This window comes from Burkholderia sp. AU18528, assembly GCF_002223215.2.
Classification (GTDB): domain Bacteria; phylum Pseudomonadota; class Gammaproteobacteria; order Burkholderiales; family Burkholderiaceae; genus Burkholderia; species Burkholderia semiarida.
Genome location: NZ_NKFC02000009.1, coordinates 36,903 through 51,923, shown reverse-complemented (window position 1 = coordinate 51,923; position 15,021 = coordinate 36,903). Strand labels below are relative to the sequence as shown.

The 15,021-nt window shown below is 66.6% G+C and carries 15 protein-coding genes; 5 read left to right on the top strand and 10 right to left on the bottom strand.

The window, feature by feature from the left end; all coding sequences use genetic code 11:
- Nucleotides 1-181 precede the first annotated feature (181 nt).
- Together CFB52_RS30930 and CFB52_RS30920 are read right to left on the bottom strand one after the other, a co-directional pair.
- Complete coding sequence (locus CFB52_RS30930; protein ID WP_099318351.1) at nucleotides 182-1,087, bottom strand: LysR family transcriptional regulator; 906 nt, start codon at nucleotides 1,085-1,087, stop codon at nucleotides 182-184.
- Nucleotides 1,088-1,382: 295 nt separating this feature from the next.
- Complete coding sequence (locus tag CFB52_RS30920) at nucleotides 1,383-2,363, bottom strand: AraC family transcriptional regulator (protein ID WP_059578927.1); 981 nt, start codon at nucleotides 2,361-2,363, stop codon at nucleotides 1,383-1,385.
- Between the two features lie 129 nt (nucleotides 2,364-2,492).
- On the opposite strand from CFB52_RS30920, the gene CFB52_RS30915 reads away from it, so the two are divergent.
- Complete coding sequence (locus CFB52_RS30915) at nucleotides 2,493-3,029, top strand: carboxymuconolactone decarboxylase family protein (RefSeq protein WP_099318348.1); 537 nt, start codon at nucleotides 2,493-2,495, stop codon at nucleotides 3,027-3,029.
- Between the two features lie 200 nt (nucleotides 3,030-3,229).
- On the opposite strand, the gene CFB52_RS30910 is transcribed toward CFB52_RS30915, so the two are convergent.
- The 4 genes from CFB52_RS30910 to CFB52_RS30895 all read right to left on the bottom strand — a co-directional run bounded on the left by CFB52_RS30910 (nucleotide 3,230) and on the right by CFB52_RS30895 (nucleotide 6,195).
- The gene (locus CFB52_RS30910) at nucleotides 3,230-3,979 is read right to left on the bottom strand and encodes an amino acid ABC transporter ATP-binding protein (protein WP_099318347.1); all 750 of its coding nucleotides are present in this window, start codon (nucleotides 3,977-3,979) and stop codon (nucleotides 3,230-3,232) included.
- Nucleotides 3,966-4,616: an amino acid ABC transporter permease gene (locus CFB52_RS30905; protein WP_059578919.1), complete on the bottom strand. Its 651-nt coding sequence runs from the start codon at nucleotides 4,614-4,616 to the stop codon at nucleotides 3,966-3,968. Before CFB52_RS30905 ends, CFB52_RS30910 begins: the two co-directional genes overlap by 14 nt.
- The gene (locus CFB52_RS30900; RefSeq protein ID WP_059578916.1) at nucleotides 4,613-5,299 is read right to left on the bottom strand and encodes an amino acid ABC transporter permease; all 687 of its coding nucleotides are present in this window, start codon (nucleotides 5,297-5,299) and stop codon (nucleotides 4,613-4,615) included. The genes CFB52_RS30905 and CFB52_RS30900 overlap by 4 nt, the downstream gene beginning before the upstream one ends.
- Before the next feature lie 89 nt (nucleotides 5,300-5,388).
- Complete coding sequence (locus CFB52_RS30895; RefSeq protein WP_059578913.1) at nucleotides 5,389-6,195, bottom strand: transporter substrate-binding domain-containing protein; 807 nt, start codon at nucleotides 6,193-6,195, stop codon at nucleotides 5,389-5,391.
- A gap of 460 nt (nucleotides 6,196-6,655) precedes the next feature.
- Between CFB52_RS30895 and ansP the strand changes: the two genes are divergently transcribed.
- Nucleotides 6,656-8,146 carry an L-asparagine permease gene (gene ansP / locus CFB52_RS30890; RefSeq protein ID WP_059578910.1) on the top strand — a complete coding sequence of 497 codons (1,491 nt, stop codon included), beginning with the start codon at nucleotides 6,656-6,658 and terminating at the stop codon, nucleotides 8,144-8,146.
- 195 nt (nucleotides 8,147-8,341) lie between these two features.
- Here the strand turns inward: ansP and CFB52_RS30885 are convergent, their stop codons facing one another.
- On the bottom strand, nucleotides 8,342-9,169 hold the full coding sequence (locus CFB52_RS30885) for a hypothetical protein (protein ID WP_059581218.1): 828 nt from the start codon (nucleotides 9,167-9,169) through the stop codon (nucleotides 8,342-8,344).
- A gap of 129 nt (nucleotides 9,170-9,298) precedes the next feature.
- Nucleotides 9,299-9,886 (bottom strand): tetratricopeptide repeat protein, encoded by a 588-nt coding sequence (locus CFB52_RS30880; protein WP_059644760.1) that lies wholly within the window; start codon nucleotides 9,884-9,886, stop codon nucleotides 9,299-9,301.
- A 415-nt stretch (nucleotides 9,887-10,301) separates the two neighbouring features.
- Here CFB52_RS30880 and CFB52_RS30875 point away from each other — a divergent pair, with 415 nt between their 5' ends.
- Nucleotides 10,302-10,904 (top strand): TetR/AcrR family transcriptional regulator, encoded by a 603-nt coding sequence (locus CFB52_RS30875; RefSeq protein WP_099318346.1) that lies wholly within the window; start codon nucleotides 10,302-10,304, stop codon nucleotides 10,902-10,904.
- Between the two features lie 587 nt (nucleotides 10,905-11,491).
- Entirely contained in the window at nucleotides 11,492-11,773 is a 282-nt protein-coding gene (locus CFB52_RS30870) for a hypothetical protein (protein WP_059644903.1), read from the top strand.
- A gap of 114 nt (nucleotides 11,774-11,887) precedes the next feature.
- Here the strand turns inward: CFB52_RS30870 and CFB52_RS30865 are convergent, their stop codons facing one another.
- A complete protein-coding gene (locus CFB52_RS30865; protein WP_099318587.1) occupies nucleotides 11,888-13,195 on the bottom strand; it encodes an Nramp family divalent metal transporter in 1,308 nt (435 codons plus the stop codon).
- Between the two features lie 479 nt (nucleotides 13,196-13,674).
- Between CFB52_RS30865 and CFB52_RS30860 the strand changes: the two genes are divergently transcribed.
- On the top strand, nucleotides 13,675-14,580 hold the full coding sequence (locus CFB52_RS30860; protein WP_059578827.1) for a manganese catalase family protein: 906 nt from the start codon (nucleotides 13,675-13,677) through the stop codon (nucleotides 14,578-14,580).
- Between the two features lie 106 nt (nucleotides 14,581-14,686).
- Here CFB52_RS30860 and CFB52_RS30855 read toward each other — a convergent pair whose 3' ends face one another.
- A complete protein-coding gene (locus CFB52_RS30855) occupies nucleotides 14,687-14,974 on the bottom strand; it encodes a hypothetical protein (protein ID WP_059578902.1) in 288 nt (95 codons plus the stop codon).
- Between the last annotated feature and the right edge of the window lie 47 nt (nucleotides 14,975-15,021).

The following is a 15,021-nucleotide window of genomic DNA, read 5'->3' as shown; positions in this document are numbered from 1 at the left end:
CCAACGAAAGGCGTTGGATCCGGAAAGACGTCAACGTCGTGCTCGGGCGCGGGCCCGACGATCATCCCGGCCTGAGCGATCTCGGCCTGCAGGGCCTGCTTGCAGACCGAATGCGATGCTTGATACGCGCGCCGTTCGGGATGGTTCCGCCGCGCGCGCCGTGCCGACTCGCCGCTGTCGGCTATGCAGACCACATCGGCGCCTTGGCTCTCAGCTTTTCGACGCAGAGATCGATGAAGGCGCGCGCCTTCCGGTTCGCGTGCCTGCCCTCCCGATGCACGACATGAACCGGAAGCGGGGCAAGTTCGTGCTCGGCCAGCAGCACGCACAGCGTGCCTTGCGCGAGCTCGTCGACCACCTGATAGGACAGCAGGCGCACGATTCCGAGGCCGGCCGTCGCCGCGGCGATCGCGGAATCGTTCGTCGTGGTCACCAGGCGCGGCTGGATAGGGACGGTGAGCGTCTTGTCCCGCGCGCGCAAGCGCCATTCCGGCGCCGGCGTGATGCCCGTCGCCTGGATCGTGACGTGAGCCGCGAGATCGTCCGGATGCCGCGGCGTGCCGTGCGCACTGAGATAAGCGGGAGAAGCGCACAGCACGCGCCGCACCTTGCCGACCGGGATCGCCTGCAGCGACGAATTCGGAAGCTCGCCGATGCGCACGGCCACGTCGGCGCCTTCATCGACGAGATTCACGACGCGGTCCAGAAACCAGCAGTTGAGATTGACGAAAGGATGCTGCTCCAGATACTCGAGCGCGATAGGCGTCACGTAGGTCTTGCCGAACAGCACCGGCGCGGTGACGGTGAGCTGGCCGCGTGGCGTATTGCCGGTGCCGGTGGCGGAAAGCTCCGCCGCGTCGATGTCCGCCAGGATTCGCCGGCAGTCTTCGTAAAACGACGCGCCCGCATCGGTGATGCGGACCACGCGCGTCGTCCGCGTCAAGAGCCGCACGCCCAGATGCTCCTCGAGCTCCGTCATCACGCGGCTGATTACCGACGGCGATACGTTCAGCTTGCGCGCCGCCGATGCGAATCCTTCCGTCTCGACCACCGCGACGAAGGTGGTCATGGCCTGGAGCCTGTCCATGTCTGAAAGATATCCGGGTGAAGTGAACGTGTCCTCACGCGCAGCGTGCGTATCGTGCGCATCCATGTCGCCGCATGGCGGCGGCCAGCATAGCAAAGTTTCGAACCCGCTCCGCGTGCGACATCGATGCGCGACGATCATGGCCCGTGCATGCACGAGCGTCGTCGACGGATGCGTGGTCGCCGGCCGGCAGCGATCGAGCGGCAACATGGCGCGGCCGATCCGCATCCACGCGATTGCGCGAACGCCGTGCCCGGACGGAACCGACGGGCGAACGCAGCGTGCGCATCGTCCGTCACGCTGAACGCGCCTGCGGCTCCGCGGTTTGCGACGACCGCATGCGCCACTTCGCCGGCGTCATGCCTACCTGCCGTTTGAACACCCGTTGGAATGCGGCCTCCGATCGATATCCGACCGATTCGCCGATCTCCGCGACGGACATCGTCGTTTGCGCCAGCTTGCGCCCGGCCAGCGCCATGCGGATTTCCGTCAGCACATCGCTTGCCGAGCGGCTGATCGCCTCTTCAAAGTGGCGTGCGAACGTGGCACGCGACATGTGACAGAGCGCGGCCAGTTGCGGAAGCGTCCACGGCTTATCAGGTTCATCGAACATGGCCGCGAGCGCCGGCTGCAGCCGCTGACGCTGCGCAAGCGCCAGCAGGCCGCGCGGCGCGTGGCCGGTATCGGACGCGCATCGCAGGGTCAACGCAAACAGCGCGCCCGACAACTGGTTCACGACCGTCGCGCTGCCCGGTCGTTGCTCGAACGCTTCCTCGCGCATCAATTCGATGACGCGGGCCAGCCTGGTGGCCGCGAATGCGGCGTCGCGCGCCGGTCCGTCGCCCTCGCTCACGCTGCTTACCAGCAAACGCCCCGGCAGATGGTCGCGCAGCAACTGCTGCGGCACCGCCGGGAGGATGAAGCGGCCGCAGAGCACATCGGCGCCATCGCGTGTGCGGCCGTTCGTGACAATGGTCAGGCCGTCCTGATGCCGCTCGCGTGCCGGGCGGGGCGGCTTGCCGCTGCCGTCGCGCAGGCTGTGCGCGCTGCCGGAAGGAAACAGCACGATATCGCCGGCTTTCATTCGAAGCGCGGGTTCGCCTTTCGCGCCGGCGTCGCCTTCCACCACGGCCTCGCCGCGCAACAGCACGTGATAGGGAAATTCCCACTCGTTCGACTCGGGATGGTCGATGCGCCACGGCGAGCCGAAGTGGCATCGCACATCGAGCCGTCCGGTGACCGGCATCAGCGCGAGCAGTCGGTCCAGCAGTTCCATATGAGACGTTTGGGCATGAAGTTGCGGAATTATGGCATTAAAGAACTCGCCGTGCACCCCTACACTGACTCCCATGCCATACGACATGGCTAAGCGGTTCAACCCTCAATCCGAACGAAGGAGTCGATCATGTCCCGTCTCACCACCATTCGCCCCGAAGACGCAACCGGCCCGGCCGCCGAAGTATTCGCGAAGATCAAGAAGGCCGTCGGCAAGGTGCCCAATGCGTACGCAACCATCGGAACGCACAGCCCCGAAGCACTCGGCGCGGCGCTGGCATTCGACGCCGCTGTCGCGTCGAGCACGCTCGGCAAGGCAGACATCGAAGTCATCAAGCTGGCGGTCAGCGAATACGCGGGCTGTGACTACTGCGTCGCGGCTCACACGCTGATGGGCAAGCTGGCCGGCCTGACGAGCGATCAGATGAAGCAGGTGCGCGCGGGCGAGGCAACCGGCGACGCCGCGCGGGATGCGCTGGTCACGTATGTCCGTACGCTCGTCGGCACGCACGGCACGGTCCCCGGTGCAGTCGTCGATGCAGTACGTGCAGCTGGCTATACGGAACGTCAGCTGATCGAGATCAATCTTGCCATCGCGTCGATCACGTTCACGAATCTCGTGAACCGCGTGAACGACACGACGCTCGATTTTCCCGCCGTGGAGTAACGGCGCGTCCGTGCGCGGCGTCGGCAACCGAATCCGGATGATTCAACCGTCGGCCTTCATCGGAACGGATACTCGCCGACGCGCCCGGAACACGGGCGCCGGCGTGCGCTGCCGCCACGCCGGGTGCACACGTACGGCAAGCTCGAATGACCCGTTCCGAAGTCGTCGATCGACATGCGCAGCCGCGCCGGCACCGCGTATCAGCGCGCGGCCGCCTCCGGGTTCCGGACGCTGCCCAGAAACCGCGTCAACTCCACCGTCTGCGGCCGCTCGAAGATCTCGTCGGCCGTTCCGCTCTCCCACACGCGGCCCTGGTGCATGAACACGATCCTGTCGCTCACCGCACGCGCGAAGTTCATCTCGTGCGTGACCATGATCAGCGTCATGTCCTCGCGCGCGAGCTGCTCGACGACGCCCAGCACCTCGCCGACGAGCTCGGGATCGAGCGCGGACGTGATTTCGTCGCACAGCAGCACGCTCGGCTTCATCGCGAGCGCACGCGCGATCGCGACGCGCTGCTGCTGGCCGCCCGACAGTTGTTCCGGAAACGCGTCGAACTTGTCGCCGAGGCCCACACGCTCGAGCATCAGTTCCGCGATCGCGCGCGCCTGCTGGCGATGCACCTTCTTCACCACCGACTGCGCGAGCATCACGTTTTGCCCGGCGCTCAGGTGCGGAAACAGGTTGTATTGCTGGAACACCATGCCGACCTTGAGCCGCAGCGCACGCAGGTCCGCATGCCGCGCATCCACGCGTTCGCCGTCGACCGAGATCGAGCCCGCGTCGATGCTCTCGAGCCCGTTGAGCGTGCGCAACAGCGTGCTCTTGCCCGAGCCGCTGCGGCCGATGATCGAGACGACCTGCCCGCGCTCGACGGAAAAATCGATGCCCTTGAGCACATGATGGGTGCCGAAGTTCTTTTCGAGACCACGGGTTTCAACGAGCGGCATGCCATCTCCTTTGCAACGTGCGCGCGTAACGGGTAAGCGGATAACAGAGCGCGAAATAGATCAGTGCGACGAGGCCGTACACGACGAACGGCCGGAACGTCGCGTTCGAGATCGCGATGCCGACCTTCGTCAGCTCGGTGAAGCCGATGATCGACACCAGCGCCGTATCCTTCACGGCCTGCACGCCGAAGCCGACCGTCGGCGCGATCGCGATGCGCGCGGCCTGCGGCAGGATCACGTGACGCAGTTGCTCGACGTAGCTCATCGCCAGGCTCGCCGATGCCTCCCATTGCCCCTTCGGCACGGCCTCGACGCAGCCGCGCCAGATTTCCGCGAGATACGCGCTGGTGAAGAACGTGAGCCCTGCCGTGGCCGCGACCCACGGCGGCACGTCGAGCCCGACGAGCGGCAGGCCGAAGAATACGATGAACAGTTGCATCAGCAACGGGGTGCCCTGGAACACTTCGATATACAGCTTCGCGACGCCGCGCAGCAGCGTCGAACTCGATACGCGCATCACGAGCAGCCCGAGGCCGACGAGGCCGCCCGTCACGAACGACACGATCGACAGCACGATCGTCCAGCGCGCGGCCAGCAGCAGGTTGGCGAGAATCTGCCCGAACGTGAAATCGGTCATCGCGCACCTCGCAGGCGACGGGAAAACAGGCGGCGGCCCATCGCGCCGAGCGTGGCGCGCAGCAGCAGCGCCATCGCCAGATACGCGAGCGTGATCACGAAGTACGTCTCGAACGCGCGGAAGTTGCGCGACTGAATGTAGCCGGCCGCATAGGTCAGGTCGGCCACCGAGATCTGCGACACGACCGCCGAACCGAGCATCGTGATCACGATCTGGCTCGACAGCGCGGGAAACACCTTGGCGAGCGCCTGCGGCAGCACGACGTGGCGCAGCATCTGCGCGCGCGACATCGCCAGCGCCGACGCGGCCTCCAGATGCCCTTTCGGCACGGCGGCCACGCCCGCGCGCACGATCTCGACCGAGTACGCACCGAGATTGAGCGTCATCGCGAGAATCGCGGCCGTGTATTCGTCGATGTGCACGCCGAGCGCCGGCAAGCCGAAGAAGATGAAGAAAAGCTGGACGACGAACGGCGTATTGCGGATCGCCTCGACGTACGCGCCGATCAGCGGGCGCAATCGTACGGCCGCGCGCGCGTCGGCGCTGTACGCGGCCGCGCCGAGCACGCCGACCGCCACGCCGAGCACGGTCGCGACCGCGGTCAGCGCGAGCGTGATCGCCGCGCCGCTCGCGAACACGCCGACGTATTCGGCGAGCTCGCCGAATTGAAGCTGGTAGCTCATGGGAACGGAATGAATTCGGGTTCGGACAACGACACGCGCCGCGCCCGGCATGCCGGCAGCGGCGACGTATCAGGCGACACGACGATTCGTCACAGTCCGGCCGGCAGCGGCTGGCCGAGCCACTTCCGCGACATCTCGCCCAGCGTGCCGTCCTGCTTCGCATGCGCGATCGCATCGTCGATCTTCGCGAGCAGGCGCGGTTCGTTCTTGTTGACGCCGACGAAGCATGGCGAATTCTTGATCACGAACTTGACCTCGGGGCGGCGCGGCGGATTCTTCGCGAGAATCGCCGCCGCGACGATGTTGCCGGCCGCGATCAGTTGCACTTGCCCCGACAGGAACGCCTGGATCGTCGCGTTGTTGTCCTCGAAGCGCTTGATCGTCGCGTTCGGCGCGAGCTGCGACAGCGCGATCTCCTCGAGCGCGCCGCGCGTGGCGCCGACCGTCTTGCCGGTCAGGTCGGCGGGCGCGCTCACCTTCACGTCGGACGGGCCGAACACGCCCTGGAAATACGGTGCGTACGCGCTCGAGAAATCGATGACCTTCTCGCGCTCCGGCGTCTTGCCGAGCGACGAGATCACCATGTCGACCTTGTTGGTCGTCAGGTACGGAATCCGGTTCGCGCTGTTCACGGGCACCAGCTTCAGCTTGACGCCGAGCGCCTTGGCGAGCAGGCCGGCCATGTCGATGTCGTAGCCCTGCGGCTGCATGTCCGTGCCGACCGAGCCGAAAGGCGGATAGTCCTCGGGCACCGCGACGCGCAGCGTGCCGTTTTTCGCGATGGTGTCGAGCGCATCGGCATGGGCCGGCGCGGCGGCGAACAGCGCCATCACGGGTGCGGCGATCAACGCAGCCAGCCAGGTGCGTCGGGGGAACGGTCGGGTCGTCGGGCTCACGGTGAATCTTCCTTGTCTGGTATGTCGTCGGGGCGCGCGCAACCGTTGCGCGGCCCGACACGACTCCAGCAAGAACCGGGCCACGCCCCGTGCAACGCTTGCCGCACCGACCCAGCCGGGCGACCCGTCGATCCGCATTCCTCATTTCGGTGCATGAGCCGGCGCCGGCGGCGGCGGTTGCCCTCACAGGGCGCGCCGGCGCACCAAATTAACTGACCGGTTCACCCGCCGCCCGGCCCCTATGCACGGATTCGAACAGGCCCAGTCGAAATTTGCATTCCGTTTGTGACGGGAATTACGGCTGAATACGTTCGCGACGTACCGTGCCGTTCGCCACGCCCGGCGAATCGCAATCAGGACAGGTGCGCTTGATTCCGCGCCCTCGTCCGCCGGTACCGGTGGTCCCGATCGCCTCGCGATCGGGATGAATTCAATCCCATCCGTGCGCGAGGATACCGTCATGGCATCGATTCCCGAACCGTCGACAACCGGCGAAACCGACAAACGCAGCTGGCTCGAATCGCACGAAGCCGGCTATCACAAGACCCTCGGCAATCGACAGGTGCAGATGATCGCGATTGGCGGGGCCATCGGCACCGGGCTGTTTCTCGGGGCGGGCGGCCGGCTGCAGGCCGCCGGCCCGTCGCTCGCGATCGTCTATCTGGTATGCGGCGCGTTTTCGTTCCTGATCCTGCGCGCGCTCGGCGAGCTCGTGATGCATCGCCCCAGCAGCGGCAGCTTCGTGTCGTACGCGCGCGAATTCCTCGGCGAGAAGGCATCGTTCGTCGCCGGCTGGATGTACTTCCTGAACTGGGCGATGACCGGCATCGTCGACATCACCGCCGTCGCGCTCTACATGCATTACTGGGCGCCGTTCGCGGCCGTGCCGCAGTGGATCTTCGCGCTCGTCGCGCTCTGCATCGTCGCGACGATGAACCTGATCGGCGTGAAGTGGTTCGCCGAGATGGAGTTCTGGTTCGCGCTGATCAAGGTCGCCGCGATCGTGCTGTTTCTCGTGATCGGTTCGGTCATCCTCGGCACGGGCATGCCGGTCGCCGGCCATGACACCGGCATGCATCTGATCACCGACAACGGCGGGTTCTTTCCGCACGGACTGATGCCGGCGCTGGTGCTGGTACAGGGCGTGGTGTTCGCGTTCGCGGGCGTCGAACTCGTCGGCACGGCCGCCGGCGAATGCAAGGATGCGCGCAAGGTGCTGCCGCGCGCGATCAACAACGTGATCTGGCGCATCGCGATTTTCTACGTCGCGTCGGTGGTGCTGCTGGTGTGCCTGCTGCCGTGGAGCGCGTACAAGGCGGGCCAGAGCCCGTTCGTCACGTTCTTCGGCGCGCTCGGCGTGCCGGGCATCGGCTCGGTGATGAACCTCGTCGTGCTGACCGCCGCGCTGTCGAGCCTCAACTCCGGCCTGTATTCGACGGGGCGCGTGTTGCGTTCGCTGTCGATGGGCGGCTCGGCTCCCGCGTTCCTCGCGCGAATGAGCGCGCAATCCGTGCCGTACGCGGGCATTCTGGTGACGGTCGCGATCTATGTGGTCGGCGTGCTGCTCAACTATCTCGTGCCGTCGAGCGTGTTCGAGATCGTGCTGAACATCGCGTCGCTCGGCATCGTCAGCACATGGGGCTTCATCGTCGTGTGCCAGATGAAGTTCCGCGCCGCGGTCAGGCGCGGCGAGGTGGACGACGTATCGTTCAGGATGCCGGGCGCACCCGTGACGTCGTGGCTCACGCTGCTGTTCCTGCTCGGCGTGCTGGTGTTGATGGCGTTCGACTACCCGAACGGCACGTGGACGATCGCATCGATCCCGCTGGTCGCGCTGCTGCTCGTGGCCGGCTGGAAGTGGCTGAGCCGTCGCGCGCGCCGCGCGTTGCTCAAGCCGACGATTCCGTCGGTCACGCTCACGCAGAACGTACTGGAGAAAGGAGACGACTGAGCCACGGCCCGGCGCGACTCGGCGACCGTTCCCGCCGAGTCGTGCCGGGTGTCCGACGACGCCGTGTGGCAACGATCGGGGACGAGCACCCGGGACGCCACGTCGCACGGCATGGCTCACCGACCGGCAAGGCGCTCGCAATGAGTGGGGCGCACGCGACAAGCGGCCGGCGGCATCCCGCCGGCCCCGTCGGCGTCAGTTGACCTGAAGCTGGCCACCGCGGCCCAGCCCGCCCTTCACGTCCTGCGCCTTGTAGCTGCGCAGCGCGACGACCATCTTGTTCCACGCGTCGATGAACGCGACGACCGTCGCCTTGCCTTCCGGCGTCGTCGAAAAACCGGCCAGCCCGCCGCCCACCCCGCCGCCGAGGCCGCCCAGCGCCGCGCCGTAGTTCGTCGCCGTCGAGCTGCCTTCCGACGCCGCGATCTGCACCGCCGAGCGCACGTCGAACAGCGTCAGCGTCACCACCGACGCCTTCGTCTGCAGGTGCCCCGCCACTGCCGCCACCGCGCTGTTGCCGATCAGCCCGCCGATCATGCTGCCGATCCCGCCGATCGGCGAATCGTTGATCACGATCTGCGGCTCCATGTAGTAGTCGGCCGCCACACGCTGGCCCTTCTGCTGCTTCGAGCCCGCGCGATATTCGCCCGAGTTGCGTTGCAGTTGCGTGATGCGCGACAGGCGCGCGTCGCTCTTCTGGTTGCCGATCGACGTGATCACGAAGCAGTTCGACTGCTGCACGGCCAGCCGCAGCAGCGGGTCGATGCTCGTCACCTTCGTCGCGCTGCCGAACGGGCCCCACCAGTCGGCGTTGCGGCCGTCGTCGACCGCGATCGTGCCCAGCGGCGACGCGCAGCGCTGCAACTGCGAATCGGCGCCGGCGCTCGCGCCGCCGGCCGCCGCGCCCGTCACCCCGGCGTTCTGCCCGCCGGGCGTCACCATGCCGCCGCACCCCGCGACGGACGCGCCAAGCGCTGCAACCAGCGCACCTTGAATCAGACGTTGGGAAAGGTTGGTCTTCATGTCGTTGTCGATCGATTAGAGTCGTTGTTCGGCTTATGGGTCCGTGCGAACTTCGATAAGCCCCCCCGGCTTGGCGCGCGATGGTGGTCTCCCCGCGGCTGCCCCCGTTGCTTCAGGCCCGATGCCCGGTCAGTAGTACCAGTACGTCTGCTGCCAGACGCCGTAGTACGGATAGCCCGAGTACCAGTAGCCGTAATAGACGTCACGCCACTGCGTGCGCCATTTCCAGTCTTCTTCGTCTTCCTTCTTCGCCTTGCGCGCGAGATCGAGCAGCTTTTTCGATTCCTTGTCGCCGCGGCCGGCCGCGATCGACAGCCACTTCTCCGCTTCGCGCGCATCCGAGCCCATTTCCTCGAGGCCGAACAGGTAGAAACTGCCGAGCGCCTTCTGCGCGTTCAGGTCGCCACGTTCGGCGGCCTCGCGCATCCACTTGAGGGCCTGGTAGCTGTCCTGGCGCACGCCGTCGCCGCGGAAATAGCGCAGGCCGAGATCGTAGGCGGCCTTCGGCTGGGTCTTCGCGGTTTGCTTGAGCGCGGCGATGCGCGGATCTTCCCGGTCGTCCGCATCGTCCCTTTTTTGATAGGAGACCTGATCTTTAGGGCGATCGGAACACCCCGTGTCGTCGCAGATCCGTACCGTGCTGCTGGTGATGGACGGATCCTGCGCGCAGGCGGCCAACAGCAACAGCAGCCCCGGTGCGAGTAAACGGCGATACATGGGTACTATCCTCAAGTTTTATTGGCGCCGTATTGCTTTGCGCGCTCGCCCCGCGAGCATGCCCCCGGCCGGTGCGGGGCGCGGTGAAGATCGTCCGCGGGCCCCATGCCAAGGCTCTCTCAGGTTCTCTTTTCGGCTTGACGCATCGTTGCAGCGTGGGATCGGGCGGAAAGCGCAAACGGAAATCCACCCCGGTTCCGTCTCTTCGATCCACGCAATATCGACCACGGCTCACTCGGTTCAAATGATACATATCGGTCTATCCAATAGTCAAGACGACTCGATAACCGGTTTGCCGCGTGAAGCATACCGAGCCGGAAGTACCGTCAGACAGGAGCGGGAGGCGATTTCATCGAGCAGCATGATGCTAGAATAATCGGTCTATGCTGCTGAAACATCGAGGAGGAAGCCGTTCGTGCGAGCCAACAAACGCCAGCTGGTGGTAGACAAAGCGACCGAACTGTTCTCGAGGCACGGATTCCACCCAGTGGGCGTCGACTGGATCATCGACGATTCCGGTGTCGCCCGCATGACGCTGTACCGGCATTTCGCGAGCAAGGACGAGCTCATCCGCGAAGTGCTGGTCCAGCGCTACGACCTGATCGTCGGCAGCATCGACGCGCAGTTGCAGCACGTCGTCGATCCGGTCGAACGCGTCAAGACCATCTTCGACTGGTACGCGGCGTGGTTCAGGACGCCCGAATTCGCCGGCTGCCTGTTCGAGCGGGCGCTGGCCGAATTCGGCACCGCTTACGCGCCGATCTCGGACGTCGCGATTCGCTATCGCCGCAAGATGGTCGAATGGATCGGAGAACTGATCGCCGCGCTCGTGCCGCCCGAAACGGCCAACCGGCTCGCGACCGTCTTCATGATGCTGCTGGACGGCGCCACGGTCGAAGCCCGGGCGTTCAACGATTCCGCGGCGGCCGGCCGCGCGTGGCAGGCCGCGCATGCCCTTCTCGAACAGGCGATGCACGCGGCCGGCTCGTCCGCGGACGGTGCGGGCAGCCCGACGTAACGCCCGCCGCACACCGCCGTGTGGCGCGCCAACCGCGGTCGGGGGCGCCGGGGCACGACGTGCATGACCGGATGCGCTGACCGGTTTCGCGCGAGTGCGGCAATCGCATGCGCCGAATGCAAACCGGGTGCATGTCGATCGATATGACATCCGGCAGCGGAATCGGAACGGCCTCACGGGCAGCGGGCAGCGGGCAGCGGGCAGCGGGCAGCGGGCAGCGGGCAGCGGGCAGCGGGCAGCGGGCAGCGGGCAGCGGAAACATAAACGGCCAGGCGGCTGCGCGTTCGCGTCCCGATCGATGCGTCGCCCGCTTTTCGTTTCACCGGAACGTCATTGTCGCTGCCCTACCATCCACCTCGGTTCGCGGAACGCACCGCCTCCCATCGCTCGCGCGCGGGAACGAATCGTGCTCGCACGCCGGCCACCCGGATCCAATTTATTTTCTTTGACGGATACCGTATTACCAGCGAATATTCGCGTCGATCAAGCAGTTAGTACCGCTCAAAAACAACACGAGACGATGCTCGCTCATGCAGTCGGGGACGTTACGCTGTTTCGCCAACGGATACGTGATCGAAGGGGAAGAAATGACGCCGTTTTCCCAGGATGTGAGCATCAAGCAAACCGCCGCCGTCTCCAAGGCAGCCGCCCCGTCGCCCGTGTTCTGGAAAGCGGGGCCGCTCGTCGAAGCCCCGCCGCCCGAGCCGAAATCCGCGATGCCGGAACTGCGCGATTTCTTCGCGGCCGCCGCACTGCAAGGATTGCTGTCGCGCGACGCCGGGCGCAACGTGTCGACGATCGCCGACTACGAATCGAAGCGCGCGGTGAGCGCCTATCGGCTCGCCGACGAAATGCTGAAAGCGCGATGACCCCGCACGCCGGCCAGCGCCAGCCGGCCCGCGCGCCTGTCGCCCTTCGGCACGCGCGGCATCGCGCGAAACACGGGCCGCCATGTCCGTCCGGACGCTGACGCACCCGGCCATTCAGTTGCCGCCCAATCGCGAAACCATTGCGCCGATCGGCTGCGCCAGCAAAACGGCGTTCAGCCCGACGACGACGGCAGTCGCGCCGAGCGCCGCGCGGCGCGCGATGCGTCCGCTCGCAAAGGCGCCCATGACGTCACGGCGGCCGCAGAAGTAAACCAGCGCGAGCATCGGCACCGGCAATACGACGGACAGCACGACCTGGCTGATCACGAGCGCCTGCATCGAATCGACGCCCATCCCGACGACGACGAACGCGGGCGCCATCGTGACCAGCCTGCGCAGCCAGACCGGAATCCGAAACCCCACGAAGCCCTGCATGATCATCTGCCCGGCCATCGTGCCGACGACGGAACTCGAGATGCCGGCGCTCATCAGCGACACGAGGAAGCAGGCCGCCGCCGCCTGGCCGAGCAACGGCGTGAGCATCCGGTACGCCGATTCGATCTGCGCGACATCGCGATGGCCGGCGTGAAACGCCGCGCTCGCCATCACGATCATGGCCATGTTGATCGCGCCGGCGGCGGACAGCGCGACGAGCACTTCTCGGTTCGAGAAACGCATCATCATCCGGCGCTGCGCGTGGTCGAGCCCCGACGCGCGTCGCTGCGTGAGCCCGGAGTGCAGATACAGCGCATGCGGCATGATCGTCGCGCCGACGATGCCGACCGATACCGTCAACGCCTCGCCGCGCGGCCATTCCGGCACGACGATATGGCGCCCGACTTCGGCCCAGTCGACCGGCGCAATAAACAGTTCCGCGAGATAGCAAAGACCGGTCACGCCGACGAATGCGCCCACCGCGATTTCCATCGGCCGGAACCCGTTCCGGTCGGCCAGCAGGATGCCGTAGGTCGCGAGCGCCATCACGAACATCCCGGCGAAGGTCGGCAGGCCGAACAGCAACGACAGCGCGATCGCGCCGCCGAGGAATTCGGCCGGCTCGGTGGCCATCGCGGCCAGCTCGCTCGCGACCCACATGCCGAAGACCACCGGCCGCGGGAAATGCACGCGGCACAGTTCGGCGAGATTGCTGCCGGTGACGATGCCGAGCTTCGCCGACAACGACTGGAACAACATCGCGATGCCGTTCGCCATCAGCACGACCCAGAGCAGCGCGTAACCGAATTGCGCGCCGGCCCGGATGTTCGTCGCAAAATTGCCAGGATCCATATAGGCGACCGACGCGACGATCGCCGGTCCAGCGAACGGCAGCGCCGCCAGCGGCCCGCGTCGCCGGCCGGCAAAAACCGCGCGCATGTCCGCCGCGGTGCGCTCCGTCGCCGCGTTCCTGTCGAGCGTGGCCATCTGCACTCCTTTACGAAACCGGCATCGCGCGCCGCCGACGCGGTTCGCCCCGCCCGCCGCCGACACGCCGCGCCGCATCCGCGCCGGCATGGCATGGCCCATGCGGCCGAAATGACAACCGTTTGAAAATCCCGCAACGACGATTGCAGGTCACAACGATGCGCTCGCGTCGCCCCCGCTTCCGCTCTTGCGCATGCCGCGCGCTTGCGGCGGCAACCGGCCACTTCGCCGCGAGAAGTCGGCCCTCCCGAACCGCTCGCCCGCGGCGCCAGACGCCACCCGCGCCGCGCCGCCATTGCCGGTTGGATCGATGCATACACGTTGTACAACCCACGCCTCGGCATTCGCGACAACACCACGTCCACCGTAGCCGGCAGCGGCCAGCATCGCGCATGCCCGGGATCGTCGGCCAGCCCGCGGGATCGGTTCGTGCTGTTTCGACACCGCGAATCCCGCGCAATCCTTTCCACGGAGATGCCATGTTCATCCACAACACACGGCTTCAGTACACGGTGCGCGTCGGCGCGCCGAATCCCGGCCTCGCCAATCTGCTGCTCGAGCAGTTCGGCGGCCCGCAGGGCGAACTCGCCGCCGCGATGCGTTATTTCACGCAGGCGATCACCGAGGAAGACCCGGGCCGCAAGGACATGCTGCTCGACATCGCCACCGAGGAGCTGAGCCACCTCGAAGTGATCGGCTCGATGGCCGCGATGCTGAACCGCGGCGCCAAGGGCGAACTCGCCGAAGCGGTCGACGAACAGGCCGAGCTGTACCGCAAGCTGCACGGCGCGGGCAACGACAGCCACGTGACGCAGGTGCTGTACGGCGCGGGCGCGCCGCTGACCAATTCGGGCGGCGTGCCATGGTCGGCCGCGTACATCGACACGATCGGCGAACCGACGGCCGACCTGCGCTCGAACATCGCGGCCGAAGCACGCGCGAAGATCATCTACGAGCGGCTGATCAACGTGACCGACGATCCGGACATTCGCGACGCGCTGGGCTTCCTGATGACACGCGAGGTGTCGCACCAGATGTCGTTCGAGAAGGCGCTGTATGCGATCACCGCGAATTTCCCGCCGGGCAAGCTGCCGCCGAAGGCGCCGTACGATCACGTGTACTTCCGGATGCAGCCGGATGCCGCGCCGCTGGTCGGCCCGTGGAACCACGGCGGCGAACTGGAAATCCGTCCCGCGGAACCGGCGGTCGACGGCGGCAGCGGAATTGCCGAGGGCATGCTCGACGCGCAGCAAGCGGAGGCCATCGAGGCGATGGCGCAGCGGCTCGCGTCCGATCCGGACAGCGACCCGGTGACGGGCGCCGAGCTCGGCGCGGGGCAGCCGGCTCCTCAGGGCCGCAAGCCGGGCAAGCCGGACAGTGCCTGAACGGATGTGTCCGGCCGTACGACGAGGACGCCGACGCGCCGGCGAAGCGGCAGGAACAACGGCGCGCCCGACGCCTCGCCGAACGGGCGGGCGCGTTCGGCGCGCATCACGCGCCCGTTTCGCCCGACCGGTTCTGGTCGCCCTGGTCCGCCATCAGATACTGGATGACCAGCGTCGGATCGGCGATGTCGAGAATCAGGCGGCGCATCACACGCTTGCGCATATGGTCGTCGTCGAGCGTCCACGGCCCCGCCGCGTCGCCGAGGTAGCGGCCGATCGCGCCGCGATGGTCGCCGTCCGGAGGCAGGCCGAGCCGCGCGGCGAGCAGGCCCGCGATCACGTCGTCGATCTCGACGTTCAGCGGCCTGGAATCGATCGAAAGTTCGAGCTTCATCGTCGGTCTCGCAAACATGAAAAAACGGCGCGACGCGCCCCCGCTGT

Excerpts from the sequence above, each read along its gene's own strand:
- CFB52_RS30930 (WP_099318351.1), bottom strand. The coding sequence starts at position 1,087 with ATGGACAGGCTCCAGGCCATGACCACCTTCGTCGCGGTGGTCGAGACG.
- CFB52_RS30920 (WP_059578927.1), bottom strand. The coding sequence starts at position 2,363 with ATGGAACTGCTGGACCGACTGCTCGCGCTGATGCCGGTCACCGGACGG.
- CFB52_RS30915 (WP_099318348.1), top strand. The coding sequence starts at position 2,493 with ATGTCCCGTCTCACCACCATTCGCCCCGAAGACGCAACCGGCCCGGCC.
- CFB52_RS30910 (WP_099318347.1), bottom strand. The coding sequence starts at position 3,979 with ATGCCGCTCGTTGAAACCCGTGGTCTCGAAAAGAACTTCGGCACCCAT.
- CFB52_RS30905 (WP_059578919.1), bottom strand. The coding sequence starts at position 4,616 with ATGACCGATTTCACGTTCGGGCAGATTCTCGCCAACCTGCTGCTGGCC.
- CFB52_RS30900 (WP_059578916.1), bottom strand. The coding sequence starts at position 5,299 with ATGAGCTACCAGCTTCAATTCGGCGAGCTCGCCGAATACGTCGGCGTG.
- ansP (WP_059578910.1), top strand. The coding sequence starts at position 6,656 with ATGGCATCGATTCCCGAACCGTCGACAACCGGCGAAACCGACAAACGC.
- CFB52_RS30885 (WP_059581218.1), bottom strand. The coding sequence starts at position 9,169 with ATGAAGACCAACCTTTCCCAACGTCTGATTCAAGGTGCGCTGGTTGCA.
- CFB52_RS30880 (WP_059644760.1), bottom strand. The coding sequence starts at position 9,886 with ATGTATCGCCGTTTACTCGCACCGGGGCTGCTGTTGCTGTTGGCCGCC.
- CFB52_RS30870 (WP_059644903.1), top strand. The coding sequence starts at position 11,492 with ATGACGCCGTTTTCCCAGGATGTGAGCATCAAGCAAACCGCCGCCGTC.
- CFB52_RS30865 (WP_099318587.1), bottom strand. The coding sequence starts at position 13,195 with ATGGCCACGCTCGACAGGAACGCGGCGACGGAGCGCACCGCGGCGGAC.
- CFB52_RS30860 (WP_059578827.1), top strand. The coding sequence starts at position 13,675 with ATGTTCATCCACAACACACGGCTTCAGTACACGGTGCGCGTCGGCGCG.
- CFB52_RS30855 (WP_059578902.1), bottom strand. The coding sequence starts at position 14,974 with ATGAAGCTCGAACTTTCGATCGATTCCAGGCCGCTGAACGTCGAGATC.